Raw genomic sequence first — 15152 nt, 5'->3', positions numbered from 1 at the left:
AGTATAGAAATAAGATATAATAAAAAAGTTAATATTATATTAAATTGAGATTATATAAAGTGAAAAATAGGCACTAAAAAGTAACTGTCGATGGCATGAAAACAGCGAGCCACAAAGTAAAAGAGGGTGTAAACTTTGTAGCCTCCACAGCAAAAGGATTTGCCGACAAAATCGGAAGTCTATGGAACAAAGGTGCCACAACCGTAAAAACAAGCTTCTTGCAGGGGAATGAAAAGAGCCAGCACGCAGTAAAAACATTACTGGAATACAAATGGATCCCAGGCGAGGGAAAAGGCTTTGCCATGGCTGGAGTAGGAAATGCCTCAGGGGGAGGACAGTATTCTCTGAAAGAGGCTTATCAGTATATGGAGAGTAAGGTTGTTAAGGGTACGGGTGATGTTGGTGATATAGCCAGTGGAGCTAATATAAAGAAATTAGATGATTTTTCAGGACCTTTAGAAAATGGTCTATATATTAAAAACGGAAAACCTAGGGGTAGACCACAATTATCTGGGGAAAAGAAACTTGGATTTGAAAAAGATGTTTTCAATAAACAGATAGACCCAGATGGGATTTTACGAGATCACTAACACTAGTGAGACAATTGACTGGAAACCTGGACGACCACGAAAAGATAAAGTGGATTTTGGTCATATAGAAGGAAAGTCTTATAAGAAAATGTTCGAGAAGTATAAACATGGTGAGATTAGCCTTGAAGAATTAAAGGAATTTCAGTTTAATCCAGATAATTTCAGATTAGAAACGCCTTTTGCAAATAGGAGTCATAAATATGAGTAGTTAGGAAGATGATGGAATGAAAATATTAAATGTTTTTGATGCGGTTAGAGAAGGAACCTTTGAAGATTTCAAACAATTTTATGATGGTGATATTAATCAAATTGATAGTGATTTAGATATCAATTTATTGTGTATGGCAATGATTAATGATAAAAATTCTAGTGAAAAACTTAAGATTATAAAATTCTTGCTAGAAGAGGGTATTGATATTAATTACACTACAGCTAAAAATAAAAGGAATGCATTGCATATGTTTTATTTTTGTGTTTTACGTCCAACAATAGAATATGAATTAGAGATAACAAGGTTACTTATTGATAATGAGATTAATATCAATGCTTTAGATAAATATAATGCTATCCCCTTGAAGTATGCTATTACGATAAATAAATTGTCTACAGAAGATAATAAAGAGATGTATAAACTACTTATTAGTAGTGGCTCAAAGTATAATTTGAAAGATGAATTTGGAAAATCATGTGTGGATTATGCCAAAGAGTATTCTTGGAGAAATGATTTATTAACTATTATTGAGGATTGTGAATATGAAAGTTAATAATTCTGACTTTGGAGGTTTTATTGTTTCTAAGAATGTTGTAGCCGGAAAACCAATACGTTATACATTTAGAGAAAAATCAGAAGTTCCTCAATTAAATGGGTGGAGACACAAGCAGCTCTTCATAAGCCTGATCAAGTAGCTGATGGGAATTATTTGAAAATTGGTGGCATGGCGGAAGGTATAGTAAAAATGCACCTGGTAAACCTGTTAATCCAAACTATTTAGAAGAATTTTAATGGAAAGGAGAATAATAGATGAGTAAAATGGCAATTAAAATAAGCTCTAATGGTTTATTTAGTAAATGTGTAGTACCATTAAGAAAGTACACTGGTTTAGGAATTACAGAGATAAAAAATAAAATTGAAAACAAAGATTTTTTTGCCGAAACAGATGCAAATGATATTGATGATATGGAAAATTTAAAGGAATTAGTTGATAACTTGTTGAAGTTAGGTGCGGAAGTGAAAATGTTTGATAGCGATGAATACGGTGAGGGAATTTTCGATTACCAAGAAATTTCTTACGGCGAATTTATAAATAATATTGACCGGTTAAAAGAAAGTATGGAAGAATTACAGGATTACGATGATGCTCTGTCTGACGAAGGATAATAAAAAGGTTTCTCATCAAATTTTAATATAACCCTTGACAGTTACAAATATAACAGATATACTTCATATTAATTTCAAAAGAAAATATATTCTAAATATTAAAATGTGTTGAATAGGAGTAGTAAGGTCGTATATTTGTACAGAGAGCTATGGGTTGGTGTGACATAGTCAAATGACATCCTGAACTCGCCTAGGAGCAGTAAGGTGGAACGGAATCACATTCTTAGTAAATCTTAACGGTTAACCTTCGATATTAGGTTTGTAATCGAACGATTACTACTAAGGTGGATTCATAATGGAATCAATAAGGGTGGTACCGCGTTAAGCAAATGGCTTAGCGTCTCTTTATATAGAGACGTTGAGCCATTTTTTTATTTTATAGAAATAGAAATGGAGGGTTTATTTGAATTGGTCTATATAATTTTATTATTTATATAAATAAATTTAATTAGGAGGAAAATAAGATGAAACAGACGGAGCAATGGACTTCTAAATTAGGGTTTATAATGGCAGCAGCAGGATCGGCAATTGGACTTGGCGCAATATGGAAGTTTCCTTATATCGCTGGGAAAAGCGGGGGAGGAGCATTCTTTTTAATCTTTATATTATTCACTGTATTAATTGGGTTACCGCTACTTATAGCTGAATTTATGATTGGACGCAGTACGCAGAAACAAGCAGTTGGCGCATTTAAAAGTATTGCACCAAATACAGGATGGCACTGGATTGGACGCCTTGGTGTTGGAACGTGTTTTATATTACTTTCGTTTTATAGTGTTGTAGGTGGATGGGTTTTAATTTATTTATTCAGAGGAGTAACGGGACAACTTATTACTCCAGGACAAAATTACGGTGCATTATTTACTGAAACAATTGGAAATCCGGCTTGGGCAATTATGGGACATTTCGCTTTTATGTTCATTACGATTTGGGTCGTATCAAAAGGTGTACAAAACGGAATTGAAAAAGCAAGTAAATATATGTTGCCAGCGTTGTTCGTTTTATTTGTCGCTCTTATTATTCGTTCATTAACACTTGATAATGCAATGAAAGGTGTGAAGTTTTTCTTACAACCAGATTTTTCAAAGATTACTTCAGAAAGTATTTTGTTCGCAATGGGTCAATCATTCTTTGCGATTAGTATCGGGATTTCGATAATGGTCACATATAGTTCCTATTTGAATAAAAAAGAAAGTTTACCAAAATCAGCAATAACAATCGTTGGGTTGAATTTATTTGTTTCATTATTTGCGGGTCTTGCTATTTTTCCAGCTGTATTTTCATTAGGAATGGAACCAACAGAAGGGCCTGGATTACTATTTATCGTATTACCATCTGTATTTAGTCAAATTCCGTTCGGTGGGTTTTTCTTAACAGTATTCCTTGCACTATTTACATTTGCGACATTAACATCGGCATTTTCTTTACTAGAGACAGTTGTTTCAGCATTAGCAAATGGGGAACGAGAAAGAAGAACAAAATTATCATGGATGATCGGCTTCTGCATTTTCTTAGTAGGTATACCATCTGCGTTATCATTTGGCTTATGGAGTGATATTACGATTTTCGGAAAGAATATTTTTGATGCGGTAGACTTCTTATCTAGTAATATATTAATGCCGCTTGGAGCACTATTTATTAGTATTTTCGTTTCATTCAAAATGGAGAAGAAGGTGCTAGAAGCAGAGTTTTTTGTAGGTGGTAATTATGGAAAGAAAGTATTTACTTGTTGGGCGTTTTTACTTCGATTTGTAGCACCACTCGCAATCATCATCGTCTTTTTAAATGTAATAGGGATTATTTAACAATAAATGTTATAATATTCAGTAAAAAAAGAAGGTGATGATCATAAAGGCGAATTTGATAGAAGCAGGGAAATACATGCATATTAGAGGGAAAAAGCTATACGTTGAAATGCATGGAGATCCTAAAAATAAACCAGTTCTATACTTGCATGGTGGATCAGGAGAAAGTTGTTATGATTTTTCATTTCATCAAGCGGAACGTTTAAAAAATTCTTTATATGTAATTATGATAGATCAAAGGGGTGTTTGTCGCTCAGAAGAAATTAATGAGGACGAAGCTTTTGGATTACATGATTTAATTGAAGACTGTGAGGAACTAAAAAAAGTATTGCAAATTGAGAAGTAGTCTGTAATTGGACATTCTTTCGGTGGATATGTAGCATTGTTATATGCATCGATATATCCAAGTTCAATAGAGAAAATAATATTTGAAGGACCAACTTTCGATTTCGCGTTAACAAGTAAGGCCTTGTTACAAAAGACAGGGCATTTATTGAAAAAGTATGAAAAAGAAGAAGTAGCAGAAGAGTCTCTTGCTTATTCATCTAGCAATGCTAGTTCAGAAGAGTTGTTAGATGCTTATATAAGACTAAGTGACGAACTAGAAGAAAATAGAATGGAGATTTACAATAATAAGGAAGATGTGACAGACGAGAGTTTGTATAGTGATGAAGAGTGGGAAGTATTTTCAAATCGCTCCAAAATTCATTTTGATAGATTAAAATTAGAAGGAGCATTTCATACTTCATTATTACGAAAAATAAAAGATGTACAAAGTCCAATGTTATTAATAGTAGGAAAACATGATGTGGTAACGTGTGAAAAACAAATTAAAACATTTAATAAAGATGCTCGAAACGGCAAGTATATTGCATTTGAAGAAAGTGGTCATTCACCTCATTATGAGGAAGCAGATAGGTTTGCAGAAACAGTCATACATTTTTTGAAATGAAGAAAAGGGTGCTTCTATAAATGAGAAGCATCCTTTCTAAATTTCTGGATATGTAATTGTGACGTTAGGCCACTTACTTTGCCAATTCTTTTTTATAACTCTGTTTTTGTACATATGTAATCGTTCTTTTGATTCAAGAAAATGAGCTGTTGGTCTCACTTGTAAGGAAAGAACATCTTCAATACCACATGGTGCTGTTAATATGACGTTGTTTCTTTCATCAAGTGTAACTCCTAAAGCCGTTGCTGTTTCAGGAAATTTAGAAATAGCATTAACAGAAGAAGAGTACGGTGGCATATTATTCACTACATGCATACGAGCTTGATTTTTTACAGACCAAGGGATAGAGGCATCCAAATTTATCAGTTTCTTTTCTAATAATTGTTCGTATATCTCATCTTTACGAAAAGGATCAAAATAAATGACATCAACGTCTGGTGTAGTTGTTCTTATTTCGTAGTTATGTAAAGTATCCCAAATTTTAGAACGAACAAAGCCGGCGCAAATCCACCAATCAGGTAGTTCTAGTGATTTTACTAATTGTAATACGTTTATCATCCATTCGTCGTTTTCTATTAAGCGGACTATATCTTGCTCTGTTTGTATTTTCATTTGTTATCTCACCTTCTTTTTTAGAGAGTGCATTAATTCATAAGCTTTATAATCCATGTAATCCAGTAAGCACCTGGTATGAATAATAGTTGAGCTAGTAATGTACCAAAAAGTCTAGAAATCATTAGCCAAGCATACATTTTACTCATTGCTTCAGCACCTTCTTCTGATTGAAGAGCGCGCTCTGTTAAAAGAGCAATACGTGGATCTAATAGTACTGTTAATAAAATAGTAGCAAAACCATTAATAAGACCAGAAGCTGTAGTGGCTTTTGTTGCGAAAGCTGGAATTAAAAAAGAAGCATATAATGCGGAAAGAACCCCCGCTGTATAAATAGCAGTAGCAAACATGTTAATAAGCATAATACGTTTTGGAATACCACCGATACGTAGCCTATGAATCATTTCGAACTTTGGAAAACGTACATATTTTTTTGTGTACTTTAATTTTTGAATGTTATTTGTTTTCATCATTCGAATGAAAGAACCGTCTGTTTCAAAGTTTTGAATGACGTATCCAAATAGTTTTGTCAAAGTTGGATATAGTATAATCGCAAGCAACGTACCAACAGAGGCCGATAATAGAACGAGTCGCATAATATTCTCTAAATCAATAGAAGAATCTAGTTTTGCTTCATCGACAATCCCGCCCAGTAAAAAGGCTTGTAGTAAGTTTGACGTTCTTGAAATGAGTAATACGATTCCTACGACAGATAATGCAACAGCAATCTTCTTTAAACGAACGCCTGCTAATCGAATACTATAAGAGCTTGTTTCAACTGCGTGGATTACAATCGTGAAAGTCATTATAAAAATTAATGTAATTGCCATTTGTTTCACCAGTTTCTATTAAAATAATTGTAACTTTTTTACTTTATCATATCTATTACATTTTGTAACTGAAAGTATGTGACATAGGAAAAGTAATTTTTCAGAAAAAAAGATAGTGATAGTATTATAATAGAAGGGAAAGAGGGGGAATCTGTTATAGGTTACTTATAAAGTAAAACGAGTGGGGGATTGAAACATGTACACAACATTTCTATTTGATTTAGATGGAACATTGACGGATCCGAAAGAAGGTATTGTAAATTCAGTATTGTATGCATTAAAAAAGGTTGGCATTGAAGAATTACATATAAGCGAGTTAGATTCATTTATTGGTCCACCCATACAGCAATCATTCGTAGAGAGATATAATATGAATGAAGGAGAAGTTGAACGGGCTGTTTTTTATTTCAGAGAGTATGTAAAGCAGCGAGGATTGCTGGAGAATAATGTTTACGAGGGTATTCCAAGTCTTTTAAAACAATTAAAAGATACAGGCAATCGTTTGTTTATAGCTACTTCAAAACCTACTGTATTTGCAAAACAAGTACTAGATCATTTTCAACTAACGGATTATTTTGAAGATATCGTTGGAAGTAATTTAGATGGTACAAGAATAAAGAAAGAAGAGATCATTGCTCATATTTTACAAACAAATGAAGAACTTAATAAAGAAGGAATTGTCATGATTGGAGATAGAAAGCATGATATAATCGGTGCGAATTATAATGAGATTGCTTCAATTGGTGTTTTATATGGCTATGGTAGTGAAATGGAATTGACTGAAGTTGGTGCGACTCATATAGTAAATGATGTAAAAGAATTACATCATTTTTGTTTAGAAAATAGTTTGATAAAGAAGTAAATATAGAGACTAATAATCCCTTTATAACGTATGATGATGAAATCGTTTTTGTTTAAAGGGATTTTTTATATGTAATCGAATATGTATAATTAGACATTTTTAGCATGAAAAATTTGTATGAATAAGAGGAGTGATGTCAGAATCAAAGGATTAATAGAAATTTATCAATAAAAGTTTGAATTTTCAGTTTAAAGGAGGGGTATAATTGGAGCTAGTTATTATATTATTAGCACTTAGTTTACTTATGTTTGTAGCGTATAAAGGATTTTCTGTTATTTTATTTGCACCGATATTTGCATTATTTGCGGTATTTTTGACAGAGCCTAGTTTTGTATTACCTTTCTTTTCGAATATTTTTATGGAGAAAATGGTAGGTTTTATTAAACTATATTTTCCTGTATTTTTACTCGGGGCAATATTTGGGAAAGTAGTAGAAATGTCAGGGATTGCGGACTCAATTGCAAAGACAATTATAGAGTTAGTTGGTGAAAAGCGTACAATATTAGCGATTGTATTAATGGGTGCTATTTTAACGTATAGTGGTGTTAGTGTGTATGTAGTAGTGTTTGCTGTATATCCGTTCGCAGCTAAGTTGTTTCGACAAGCGAATATTCCAAAACGTTTAATTCCTGGAACAATCGTTCTTGGAGCGGTCACGTTTACGATGGATGCGCTACCTGGATCACCACAAATTCAAAACGTAATACCTACAACGTTTTTTAAAACAGACATTTATGCTGCGCCGATACTTGGTATTGTAGGGGCAATTTTTGTACTTACGTTAGGTTTACTATATTTAGAGAGTAGACGTAAGAAGGCAAAAGCAGCTGGAGAAGGATATTTTGGTTTTAACGATGGGAATACGGAAATGGCAGCTTCTTTACAAGCAGAACAAAAAGATATGCAGCTGGTTAAAAATATTGAAATTACAAGAGCGCAGCAAGTAATTGCTTTTATACCACTTATTTTAGTAGGTGTAATGAATAAAGTTTTTACTATTATGATACCGAAGTGGTATCCGAATGGTTTTGATTTTTCTGCAATTGGTATGAAAGCATTTGGAAAAGTAGAATTAAGTGCAGTAGTTGGAATCTGGTCAGTAGAATTAGCACTTATCATAGGTATAGTAACAACGTTATTATTATATTGGAAACGAGTAGTAACAGGATTCCAAGCTGGATTGAATACAAGTATTGGTGGAGCGCTACTTGCAACAATGAATACAGGAGCTGAGTTTGGATTCGGTGGTGTTATCGCAGCATTGCCAGGTTTTGCGATTATGAGAGATGGCATTTCTGCCACGTTTACAAATCCGCTAGTGAATGGAGCAGTCACGACGAATATTTTAGCAGGCATTACAGGTTCTGCATCAGGAGGAATGGGAATCGTTTTAAGTGCAATGGGAGATAAGTTTATTGCAGCAGCTAATCAATTTGATATTCCGTTAGAAGTAATGCATCGTATCGTATCAATGGCATCAGGAGGAATGGATACATTACCACATAACGGAGCTATTATTACTATTCTTACAGTAACTGGGTTAACACATAAACAATCTTATAAAGATATATTTGCTATTACAGTTTTGAAAACGCTTGCTGTATTTTTAGTTATCGCGTTCTATACTTTAACAGGAATTTATTAAATAGATATTTTATAGACGAAAATATTAATTAGGGAAAGAAGAGGTGGAGTACTTGCAAGAAGTTGCTGAATTTCGTATGCCGAAGTCTGTATTATATGGAAGAAATTCGCTTGAGAAACTGGGGGAACAATCCAAAAAGTTTGGAAAAAGAGCTTTTATAGTAACTGATACAATTATGGAGAATTTAGGATATGTTGAGAATTGTATACAACAATTAAATACAAAAGGTATTACCGTTATTACATATAATAAAGTAAATGCTGAGCCTACAAATATACACGTGTTAGAGGCGTTAACTATTTGTAAAGAAGAAAAGTGTGATTTTATTATCGGTCTTGGTGGTGGAAGTTGTATTGATGCAGCAAAAGCAGTTGCGGTGTTATATACAAATGGCGGAGAAGTAGAAGATTATGTCCAAAAGGATATGGAAATAGACAATGATCCGCTACCGCTCATTGCAATTCCAACAACTTCGGGTACTGGGTCAGAAGTAACAAGTGTAGCAGTAATTACGAATAAACGAACAGATGTAAAAATGATGATGAAGCATCCGAGTTTTACCCCGCAAGTAGCGATTATTGATCCGATTTTAACACGTTCCGTACCACCTCATATTACAGCAGCAACAGGGATAGATGCATTATGTCATGCAGTCGAAGCATATATTTCTAAAGTTTCACAATCACTTACAGATGTACTCGCTCTTTCCGCTATTGAAAGTATTATGAAATATTTACGTATTGCATATGAAGATGGAGAGAATATGGAGGCAAGAGAAGCGATGATGATTGCTTCCTTACAAGCTGGAATTGCATTTTCAAACGCATCTGTTACATTAGTTCATGGAATGTCAAGACCAGTAGGAGCGTTATTTCATGTACCACATGGTATATCAAATGCAATACTATTACCTACAGTTTTAGATTATACAAAAGTGAGTGCAGTAAAAAGACTAGCAGAAATTGGACGCTGTTTAAATAAAGATATGTATTCCTATTGTGATGAAGAAGTAGCCGATTACACGCTCGGGGAAATAAAAAAACTTTGCTTTGATCTTCGTATTCCAAATTTAAAAGAATACGGAATTGGTGAGGCGGAATTTGAAACAGCTATTTCTAAAATGGCATCAGATGCAATTGAAAGTGGTAGCCCAGAAAATAATCCACGAGTACCATCCTATGATGAAATTAAACAGTTGTATCGAGAATGTTTTCATTATCGATATGAAGATTCTATAAAAACATTAGAAAATTAATTTCAGAATATTCTTATAAAATTTCCTTGGAAATAGTTAAAACAAGACTTTATATTTTGAACGTAAAGTCTTGTTTTATTGTGTATAATATACACAATAAAATGTTTGAATCAGGTTGTAAAAATAGTGTGAGGCAGGTGTGGTTTTATGAAAACAATAGGATTAATTGGTGGTATGAGTTGGGAATCAACTACTGAATATTATCGAATCATAAATGAAGAAATAAAAAAGAGATTAGGAGGGTTACATTCAGCAAAATGTATAATCAATAGTGTGGACTTTGAAGAGATTGAACGATTCCAGTCTAACGGAGATTGAAATGGAGCAGGAGAGGTATTAGGGAATGCAGCATATTCGTTACAGAGTGCAGGGGCAGATTTTATAATTATTTGTACAAATACAATGCATAAAGTAGTTGAGAAAATAAAGGAGAATATTCATATTCCAGTCTTACATATTGCAGATGCAACTGCGAAAGAAATGAAAAGAAAAGGTATTCAAACTGTTGGTTTACTTGGAACAAAATATACAATGGAGCAAGATTTCTATAAGTCACGTATTGAAGAGAATCATATAAAAGTAACAGTTCCATCGAAAACGGATAGGGATAAGATAAATGAAGTAATATATACGGAATTGTGTTTAGGAAAAATAGTATCACAATCTAGAGAGTATTATAAGAGAGTTATAGAAGAGTTAGTACAAGAAGGGGCACAAGGAATCATATTAGGTTGTACAGAAATAGGTTTATTAGTTAAGCAGGAAGACGTATCCATTCCGATATTCGATACAACTCATATACATGCAGTTGAGGCAGTTAATTTCACTTTACAAAATAGAGTATAATTATATTATGTAACCTAGTTCGCGTGTGTGGAAAACATTCAGAAAATATTCTATAATGTAAGTGGTTACATTTAAGGGGGAATGCGTATGTTTTCAGTTCAACCAATCGCATTTGTACATAATGAAAGAAAGGAAATAAAAGATGATGAGTGGGGAGAAGTAAAATCCTATATTACTTTAACTGAAATGTATACAGAAGAAAGTATTCAAGGGATTGAAGATTTTTCTCATATTGAAGTTGTTTTTTATTTTCATAAAGTAACTGATGAACAAATTCAATATTTTGCTAGATATCCTAGAAATAATTATGATTATCCTAAAGTAGGTATTTTTGCACAGCGTGGAAAAAATCGTCCGAATCGTATAGGAGCAACCATTGTAAAGGTAATCCAAAGAGAAGGTAAATCAATTATTGTTGAGGGGCTAGATGCTATTGATGGCACCCCTGTATTGGATATAAAGCCAATAATGAAAGAGTTTATGCCGAAAGAAGAAATTGTACAGCCTAAATGGGCAACGGATATAATGAAACAGTATTGGAAGGGGAATGGAGTAAAATGAGAATATATGAGGCAACAATTGCAGATTTAGATGGACTAGCATCAGTTTTTAATAACTATCGTATGTTTTATAGACAAGATTCCGATCTAGAAGGAGCAAAAGTATTTTTACGAAATCGAATGGAGAGAAAAGAATCTGTTATCTTCGTAGCAGTTGAAGATGGTGAATATATTGGATTTACACAATTATATCCATCATTTTCTTCTATTTCGATGAAAGAATTATGGATTTTAAATGATTTATTTGTGCAAGCTGCTAAGCGCGGGGCAGGAACAGGGAAAAAATTATTAGAAGCTGCGAAAGGATTCGCCTTAGAAAATGGTGCAAAAGGTGTAAAATTACAAACAGAGATTGATAATTTATCAGCACAGCGATTATACGCTGAAAATGGATATTTGAGAGATAATCGTTATTTCCATTATGAATTAACGTTTTAAATAATATTAGATTAAAAGAGGCGCTTTCATTTTGAAGGCGTCTCTTTTAATTTGCATTATAGTTGACTTAAAATCCAATTTGTCGCATCTTCAAAGTTTTCTGCAATGTAGTTTGGTTCAATATGTGCCCACTTGTCTCGGTACGTATGTAAAGCGTCGTATCCAGCGCCTGTTCGTACTAAAATCGTTGTCGCATTCACTTTTGCTCCTGCAACGATATCAGTCCAGCGATCACCAATTACAGCACATTGTGTTAAATCAAGCCCGTGTTTTTCGGCTGCTTGTAGTAGCATGCCTGTATTTGGTTTACGACATTCGCAACCATCACCGTGTTTATGAGGACATACGTAAATATCATCAAAACCGAAGCCTTTTAATTCTTGTGAGAAATCGGCTATGGTCGCTATCCCATCCGCGATACCTGGTTGATTTGTAAAAGAGAAAATTTTTATATGATTAGCTTTTAATTTTTTCAGTGATGCTTTTGTAAAAGGAAATAATGTAAATGATCCTGGGTAATGTATTGTAGTGTCGCCGCCAATTGTACCGTCACGATCAATGAAAATTGCTTGAATGTTTGTCATAGTTATAGTCCTTTCTATTAACAAGTAGTTTAAAAATGTTTTACAAATCGATATCCATTCACTTCATATCCTAATTTTTTGTAAAAAGGATGAGCTTCTACTCTTTTTGTTCCACTAACTAGCCATGTGCCAATGCAATTATGCTTCTTTGCTAATTGCTCTGCATAATCCATTAATGCTTGCCCAATGCCTTTCCGTCGTATTGTAGAATCAACGCTAATAATTGAAATTTCTCCATACCGAGTTACATCTTCTAAATTTTCACGTATACGAAACCCAAGTAATCCAAATATAGTTTTTTCTTCCTCATAAACATATAAAAAATCAAAAGGACTCATTTGTACGAATTGCAATCGGTTGTTCATATCTTCATACGAAATAGAGGAACCTTTTAATTCTTTCGTTAAAGAACAAAGTGCATCTATATCGTCTATCGTAGCTTCACGAATGTGAAAAGACATATTATCCACTCCAATTAAATGTAATCAAACATTAAGTATTCTGTTAAAAAATATTTATTCCTGCTATGAAAATAAATATTTTATAATGATATATAGATAGTTATATGTTATTCTTTTCCTAGTTTGTATTGGAAATGGAAAGAAGGGGAATGTATGTTAGAAGTAAATATCCGTTCTGCTGGATATGAAATAGGTGAAAAAACAATTCATGATATTGCCTTTTCGATTGAGCAAGGCGAATTAGTTGCTCTTATTGGCGCAAATGGTGCCGGGAAAAGTACAACGATTAAAACGATGCTCGGGTTACTTGTAAATGTGGATGGTGAAATATCATTTGGCGAGAAGAAAAATCCGTATGCATATGTGCCAGAACACCCGACATATTATGATTATTTGACGCTTTGGGAACATATTGAATTATTAATGGCTGCTCGCGAGAACGAAGCCGGAAGCTGGGAACGGAAAGCTGAAGAGTTATTACATATGTTTCGAATGGATAAGCATAAACATGAGTATTTATCAAAGTTTTCAAAAGGGATGAAACAAAAATCGATGCTTATATTAGCATTTTTAACTGAACCAGATTTTTATATCATTGACGAACCTTTTATCGGTTTAGATCCGGTAGCTACGAAAGAGTTTTTAAGTTATTTATATAAAGAAAAAGAACGCGGGGCAGGAATTTTACTTTGTACGCACGTATTAGATACAGCTGAAAGAATTTGCGAAAGATTTTTACTCATCTCTCAAGGTACATTAGTCGCAGATGGCCATTTAGAGGCAATTCAAACGTTAGCAGAAATGCCAGGGAATTCACTGTTAGATTGTTTTGATGTAATCGTAAGGCGTGAACAGAATGATTAAAAAACAATTTTATAAAAGATTACGCCATGAACTAGGGCGGAAATGGAAGTCCATACGTTCTATAACTGATTGGACGGTTGCGCTATATATTATTATTCCGGCACTTATATTTATGGGAATTTATTATCGCTCACTATGGATGGAGGAACTATCGATAGGAGAGACGGTTTATTTTGGATTAGGCCTACTTGTATTTTATGTGATTACATATGCAAGAGGAGTTCGTTCATTTTTTGAACAAGCGGATAGTTTATTTTTAATTTCGTACCCCGTTCACATGAAAAAGTTAATCCAGTATGGCATGACATATACGTTTATTCGAATAGCGATAGCGAATGCAGTGGTAGTAGTTGCTATGTTACCAGTTTTGCTGAAAAGTATTGGAGTGACGAAGGTACAAGTCGTATTATTTTGGCTATTCTTTACTATATTTCGATTTATGTTGTCGTTATTAACGAGATTTATTCATGTACGTGTGGGGAAACAATGGTTACTATGGGTTATCAAAAATGTAATATTTTCTATAAGTCTATCCTTTTTTGGAATGAGCCTATTTTTTATTTATAAAGATTCATTTTACTCTATACTATGTATCAGTCTAACAGTTTTTCTAATTATCGTATTGATAAAAGAAAAACTGAATTATAAAAATTCCTTTTTTAAAGAAGTTGAGAAAGAAAAAGAAGAAAGTATGCGCTGGACGAGCGGGATTATGAAAGTTGGTGGTCATGCAGTTAAACCGAGTAGTTCGAATAAAAAGCCGTGGATGTTTCCTCGTTCTAAAAAGTTTTTAGGGAAGAAAACTGATTATCGTATTGTTGAATCCTTTTTGAAAGAATTTTTTCGTACAAGTAGTGCACGAATATTTTATATTCAAATTGTATGTATAAGTACTGTTAGTATTATTATGAGTCCGAAGTGGATCGCCGCTATTATTCTTGCATTTGCTTTATTTGCAATTTCCCGCTATGCGCGCGATTATTGGGCTGAATTTACGAAAAAAATGTTTCTTCATTTATATTGTGATGAAGGCAAATTACTCTTGTTAAGATGGAAGACAGATCGCTATTTATTGTTTCCAGTAATACTTTTGTATGGAATAGTTATACTTTCTCATTTTTATTTATTGCCAGCTGTAATTGCCGGGATTATTTTTATAGTATTAATTGGTTGGATAGTATTCTTACCATAGAAAAAAGAGCCGAAAAATGGCTCTTTTTTCTAATCCGTAACACATTGATAAATAAAATATACTAAAACGAGTATGCTTGCGGCGGAATACATGACATCTAAAGTCATCGGATCTCCTCCTCATTATTGTTGTATTTTTATTGTATGAAATCTTACAATTTCATATTCAAGTGAAAAATATGTGAACGTTAACAAAATTGTAAAGTGCAAAAATTACAATCATTTTGTATAATAGAGAAAACAACCGTTATATAAAATATAATGAGTGAAAGGGGAGGA

15 protein-coding genes, 4 pseudogenes and 1 other annotated feature are annotated in these 15152 nt (G+C 33.3%); of the genes and pseudogenes, 15 read left to right on the top strand and 4 right to left on the bottom strand.

All coding sequences use genetic code 11. The features are described 5' to 3' along the window. Positions 1–77: 77 nt before the first annotated feature. The 7 genes and pseudogenes from MR079_RS08910 to MR079_RS08880 all read left to right on the top strand — a co-directional run. Positions 78–401 (top strand): annotated as a pseudogene (locus MR079_RS08910) (WXG100 family type VII secretion target); the annotation flags it as partial. 166 nt (positions 402–567) lie between these two features. Beyond that, entirely contained in the window at positions 568–798 is a 231-nt protein-coding gene (locus tag MR079_RS08905; protein WP_242293894.1) for a GH-E family nuclease, read from the top strand. A gap of 16 nt (positions 799–814) precedes the next feature. Then, positions 815–1354 (top strand): ankyrin repeat domain-containing protein, encoded by a 540-nt coding sequence (locus MR079_RS08900; RefSeq protein ID WP_242293893.1) that lies wholly within the window; start codon positions 815–817, stop codon positions 1352–1354. After that, a pseudogene (locus MR079_RS08895) lies at positions 1344–1460 on the top strand (DUF2185 domain-containing protein); the annotation flags it as partial. The gene MR079_RS08900 and the pseudogene MR079_RS08895, both read left to right, overlap by 11 nt. A gap of 151 nt (positions 1461–1611) precedes the next feature. Continuing rightward, complete coding sequence (locus tag MR079_RS08890) at positions 1612–1968, top strand: hypothetical protein (RefSeq protein ID WP_242293892.1); 357 nt, start codon at positions 1612–1614, stop codon at positions 1966–1968. 99 nt (positions 1969–2067) lie between these two features. Then, positions 2068–2316 (top strand) — a binding site (T-box leader). Between the two features lie 116 nt (positions 2317–2432). Next, positions 2433–3773 carry a sodium-dependent transporter gene (locus MR079_RS08885; protein ID WP_242293891.1) on the top strand — a complete coding sequence of 447 codons (1341 nt, stop codon included), beginning with the start codon at positions 2433–2435 and terminating at the stop codon, positions 3771–3773. A gap of 76 nt (positions 3774–3849) precedes the next feature. Then, a pseudogene (locus MR079_RS08880) lies at positions 3850–4725 on the top strand (alpha/beta fold hydrolase). Positions 4726–4761: 36 nt separating this feature from the next. Here MR079_RS08880 and MR079_RS08875 read toward each other — a convergent pair. Together MR079_RS08875 and MR079_RS08870 are read right to left on the bottom strand one after the other, a co-directional pair. Continuing rightward, complete coding sequence (locus tag MR079_RS08875; RefSeq protein WP_139867358.1) at positions 4762–5337, bottom strand: nucleotidyltransferase family protein; 576 nt, start codon at positions 5335–5337, stop codon at positions 4762–4764. A 32-nt stretch (positions 5338–5369) separates the two neighbouring features. Beyond that, entirely contained in the window at positions 5370–6167 is a 798-nt protein-coding gene (locus MR079_RS08870) for a lipid II flippase Amj family protein (RefSeq protein ID WP_139867356.1), read from the bottom strand. 196 nt (positions 6168–6363) lie between these two features. Between MR079_RS08870 and MR079_RS08865 the strand changes: the two genes are divergently transcribed. The 6 genes and pseudogenes from MR079_RS08865 to MR079_RS08840 all read left to right on the top strand — a co-directional run bounded on the left by MR079_RS08865 (position 6364) and on the right by MR079_RS08840 (position 11773). Further along, positions 6364–7029, top strand: coding sequence for an HAD family hydrolase (locus MR079_RS08865; protein WP_242293890.1), 666 nt, complete (start codon positions 6364–6366; stop codon positions 7027–7029). Positions 7030–7234: 205 nt separating this feature from the next. Continuing rightward, positions 7235–8674 carry a GntP family permease gene (locus MR079_RS08860; RefSeq protein ID WP_070805909.1) on the top strand — a complete coding sequence of 480 codons (1440 nt, stop codon included), beginning with the start codon at positions 7235–7237 and terminating at the stop codon, positions 8672–8674. 52 nt (positions 8675–8726) lie between these two features. After that, a complete protein-coding gene (eutG, locus tag MR079_RS08855; protein WP_139868116.1) occupies positions 8727–9929 on the top strand; it encodes an alcohol dehydrogenase EutG in 1203 nt (400 codons plus the stop codon). Positions 9930–10076: 147 nt separating this feature from the next. Then, a pseudogene (locus tag MR079_RS08850) lies at positions 10077–10775 on the top strand (aspartate/glutamate racemase family protein). Positions 10776–10862: 87 nt separating this feature from the next. Further along, positions 10863–11336, top strand: coding sequence for an SAM-dependent methyltransferase (locus tag MR079_RS08845; RefSeq protein ID WP_001980273.1), 474 nt, complete (start codon positions 10863–10865; stop codon positions 11334–11336). Further along, positions 11333–11773, top strand: coding sequence for a GNAT family N-acetyltransferase (locus tag MR079_RS08840; RefSeq protein WP_001223874.1), 441 nt, complete (start codon positions 11333–11335; stop codon positions 11771–11773). The genes MR079_RS08845 and MR079_RS08840 overlap by 4 nt, the downstream gene beginning before the upstream one ends. A gap of 56 nt (positions 11774–11829) precedes the next feature. Here the strand turns inward: MR079_RS08840 and MR079_RS08835 are convergent, their stop codons facing one another. Together MR079_RS08835 and MR079_RS08830 are read right to left on the bottom strand one after the other, a co-directional pair. Further along, the gene (locus tag MR079_RS08835) at positions 11830–12357 is read right to left on the bottom strand and encodes an HAD-IIIA family hydrolase (RefSeq protein ID WP_097852379.1); all 528 of its coding nucleotides are present in this window, start codon (positions 12355–12357) and stop codon (positions 11830–11832) included. 29 nt (positions 12358–12386) lie between these two features. Beyond that, positions 12387–12818, bottom strand: coding sequence for a GNAT family N-acetyltransferase (locus MR079_RS08830; RefSeq protein ID WP_242293889.1), 432 nt, complete (start codon positions 12816–12818; stop codon positions 12387–12389). Between the two features lie 153 nt (positions 12819–12971). On the opposite strand from MR079_RS08830, the gene MR079_RS08825 reads away from it, so the two are divergent. Both MR079_RS08825 and MR079_RS08820 read left to right on the top strand, forming a co-directional pair. Further along, positions 12972–13682 carry an ABC transporter ATP-binding protein gene (locus MR079_RS08825; RefSeq protein ID WP_242293888.1) on the top strand — a complete coding sequence of 237 codons (711 nt, stop codon included), beginning with the start codon at positions 12972–12974 and terminating at the stop codon, positions 13680–13682. Beyond that, positions 13675–14874: an ABC transporter permease gene (locus MR079_RS08820; RefSeq protein WP_242293887.1), complete on the top strand. Its 1200-nt coding sequence runs from the start codon at positions 13675–13677 to the stop codon at positions 14872–14874. The genes MR079_RS08825 and MR079_RS08820 overlap by 8 nt, the downstream gene beginning before the upstream one ends. Positions 14875–15152 lie beyond the last annotated feature (278 nt).

Origin of the sequence: Bacillus cereus group sp. BfR-BA-01381, from assembly GCF_022663555.1 — a bacterium.
Classification (GTDB): Bacteria; Bacillota; Bacilli; order Bacillales; family Bacillaceae_G; genus Bacillus_A; species Bacillus_A pacificus.
The sequence above is the reverse complement of the archived record's forward strand: the minus strand, read 5'-3'. Positions and strand labels throughout refer to the sequence as shown.

Coding starts and splice junctions, on each gene's coding strand:
- MR079_RS08825 (WP_242293888.1), top strand. CDS start 12,972: ATGTTAGAAGTAAATATCCGTTCTGCTGGATATGAAATAGGTGAAAAA.
- MR079_RS08905 (WP_242293894.1), top strand. CDS start 568: ATGGGATTTTACGAGATCACTAACACTAGTGAGACAATTGACTGGAAA.
- MR079_RS08875 (WP_139867358.1), bottom strand. CDS start 5,337: ATGAAAATACAAACAGAGCAAGATATAGTCCGCTTAATAGAAAACGAC.
- MR079_RS08840 (WP_001223874.1), top strand. CDS start 11,333: ATGAGAATATATGAGGCAACAATTGCAGATTTAGATGGACTAGCATCA.
- MR079_RS08845 (WP_001980273.1), top strand. CDS start 10,863: ATGTTTTCAGTTCAACCAATCGCATTTGTACATAATGAAAGAAAGGAA.
- MR079_RS08900 (WP_242293893.1), top strand. CDS start 815: ATGAAAATATTAAATGTTTTTGATGCGGTTAGAGAAGGAACCTTTGAA.
- MR079_RS08865 (WP_242293890.1), top strand. CDS start 6,364: ATGTACACAACATTTCTATTTGATTTAGATGGAACATTGACGGATCCG.
- MR079_RS08885 (WP_242293891.1), top strand. CDS start 2,433: ATGAAACAGACGGAGCAATGGACTTCTAAATTAGGGTTTATAATGGCA.
- MR079_RS08890 (WP_242293892.1), top strand. CDS start 1,612: ATGAGTAAAATGGCAATTAAAATAAGCTCTAATGGTTTATTTAGTAAA.
- MR079_RS08870 (WP_139867356.1), bottom strand. CDS start 6,167: ATGGCAATTACATTAATTTTTATAATGACTTTCACGATTGTAATCCAC.
- MR079_RS08820 (WP_242293887.1), top strand. CDS start 13,675: ATGATTAAAAAACAATTTTATAAAAGATTACGCCATGAACTAGGGCGG.
- MR079_RS08835 (WP_097852379.1), bottom strand. CDS start 12,357: ATGACAAACATTCAAGCAATTTTCATTGATCGTGACGGTACAATTGGC.
- MR079_RS08830 (WP_242293889.1), bottom strand. CDS start 12,818: ATGTCTTTTCACATTCGTGAAGCTACGATAGACGATATAGATGCACTT.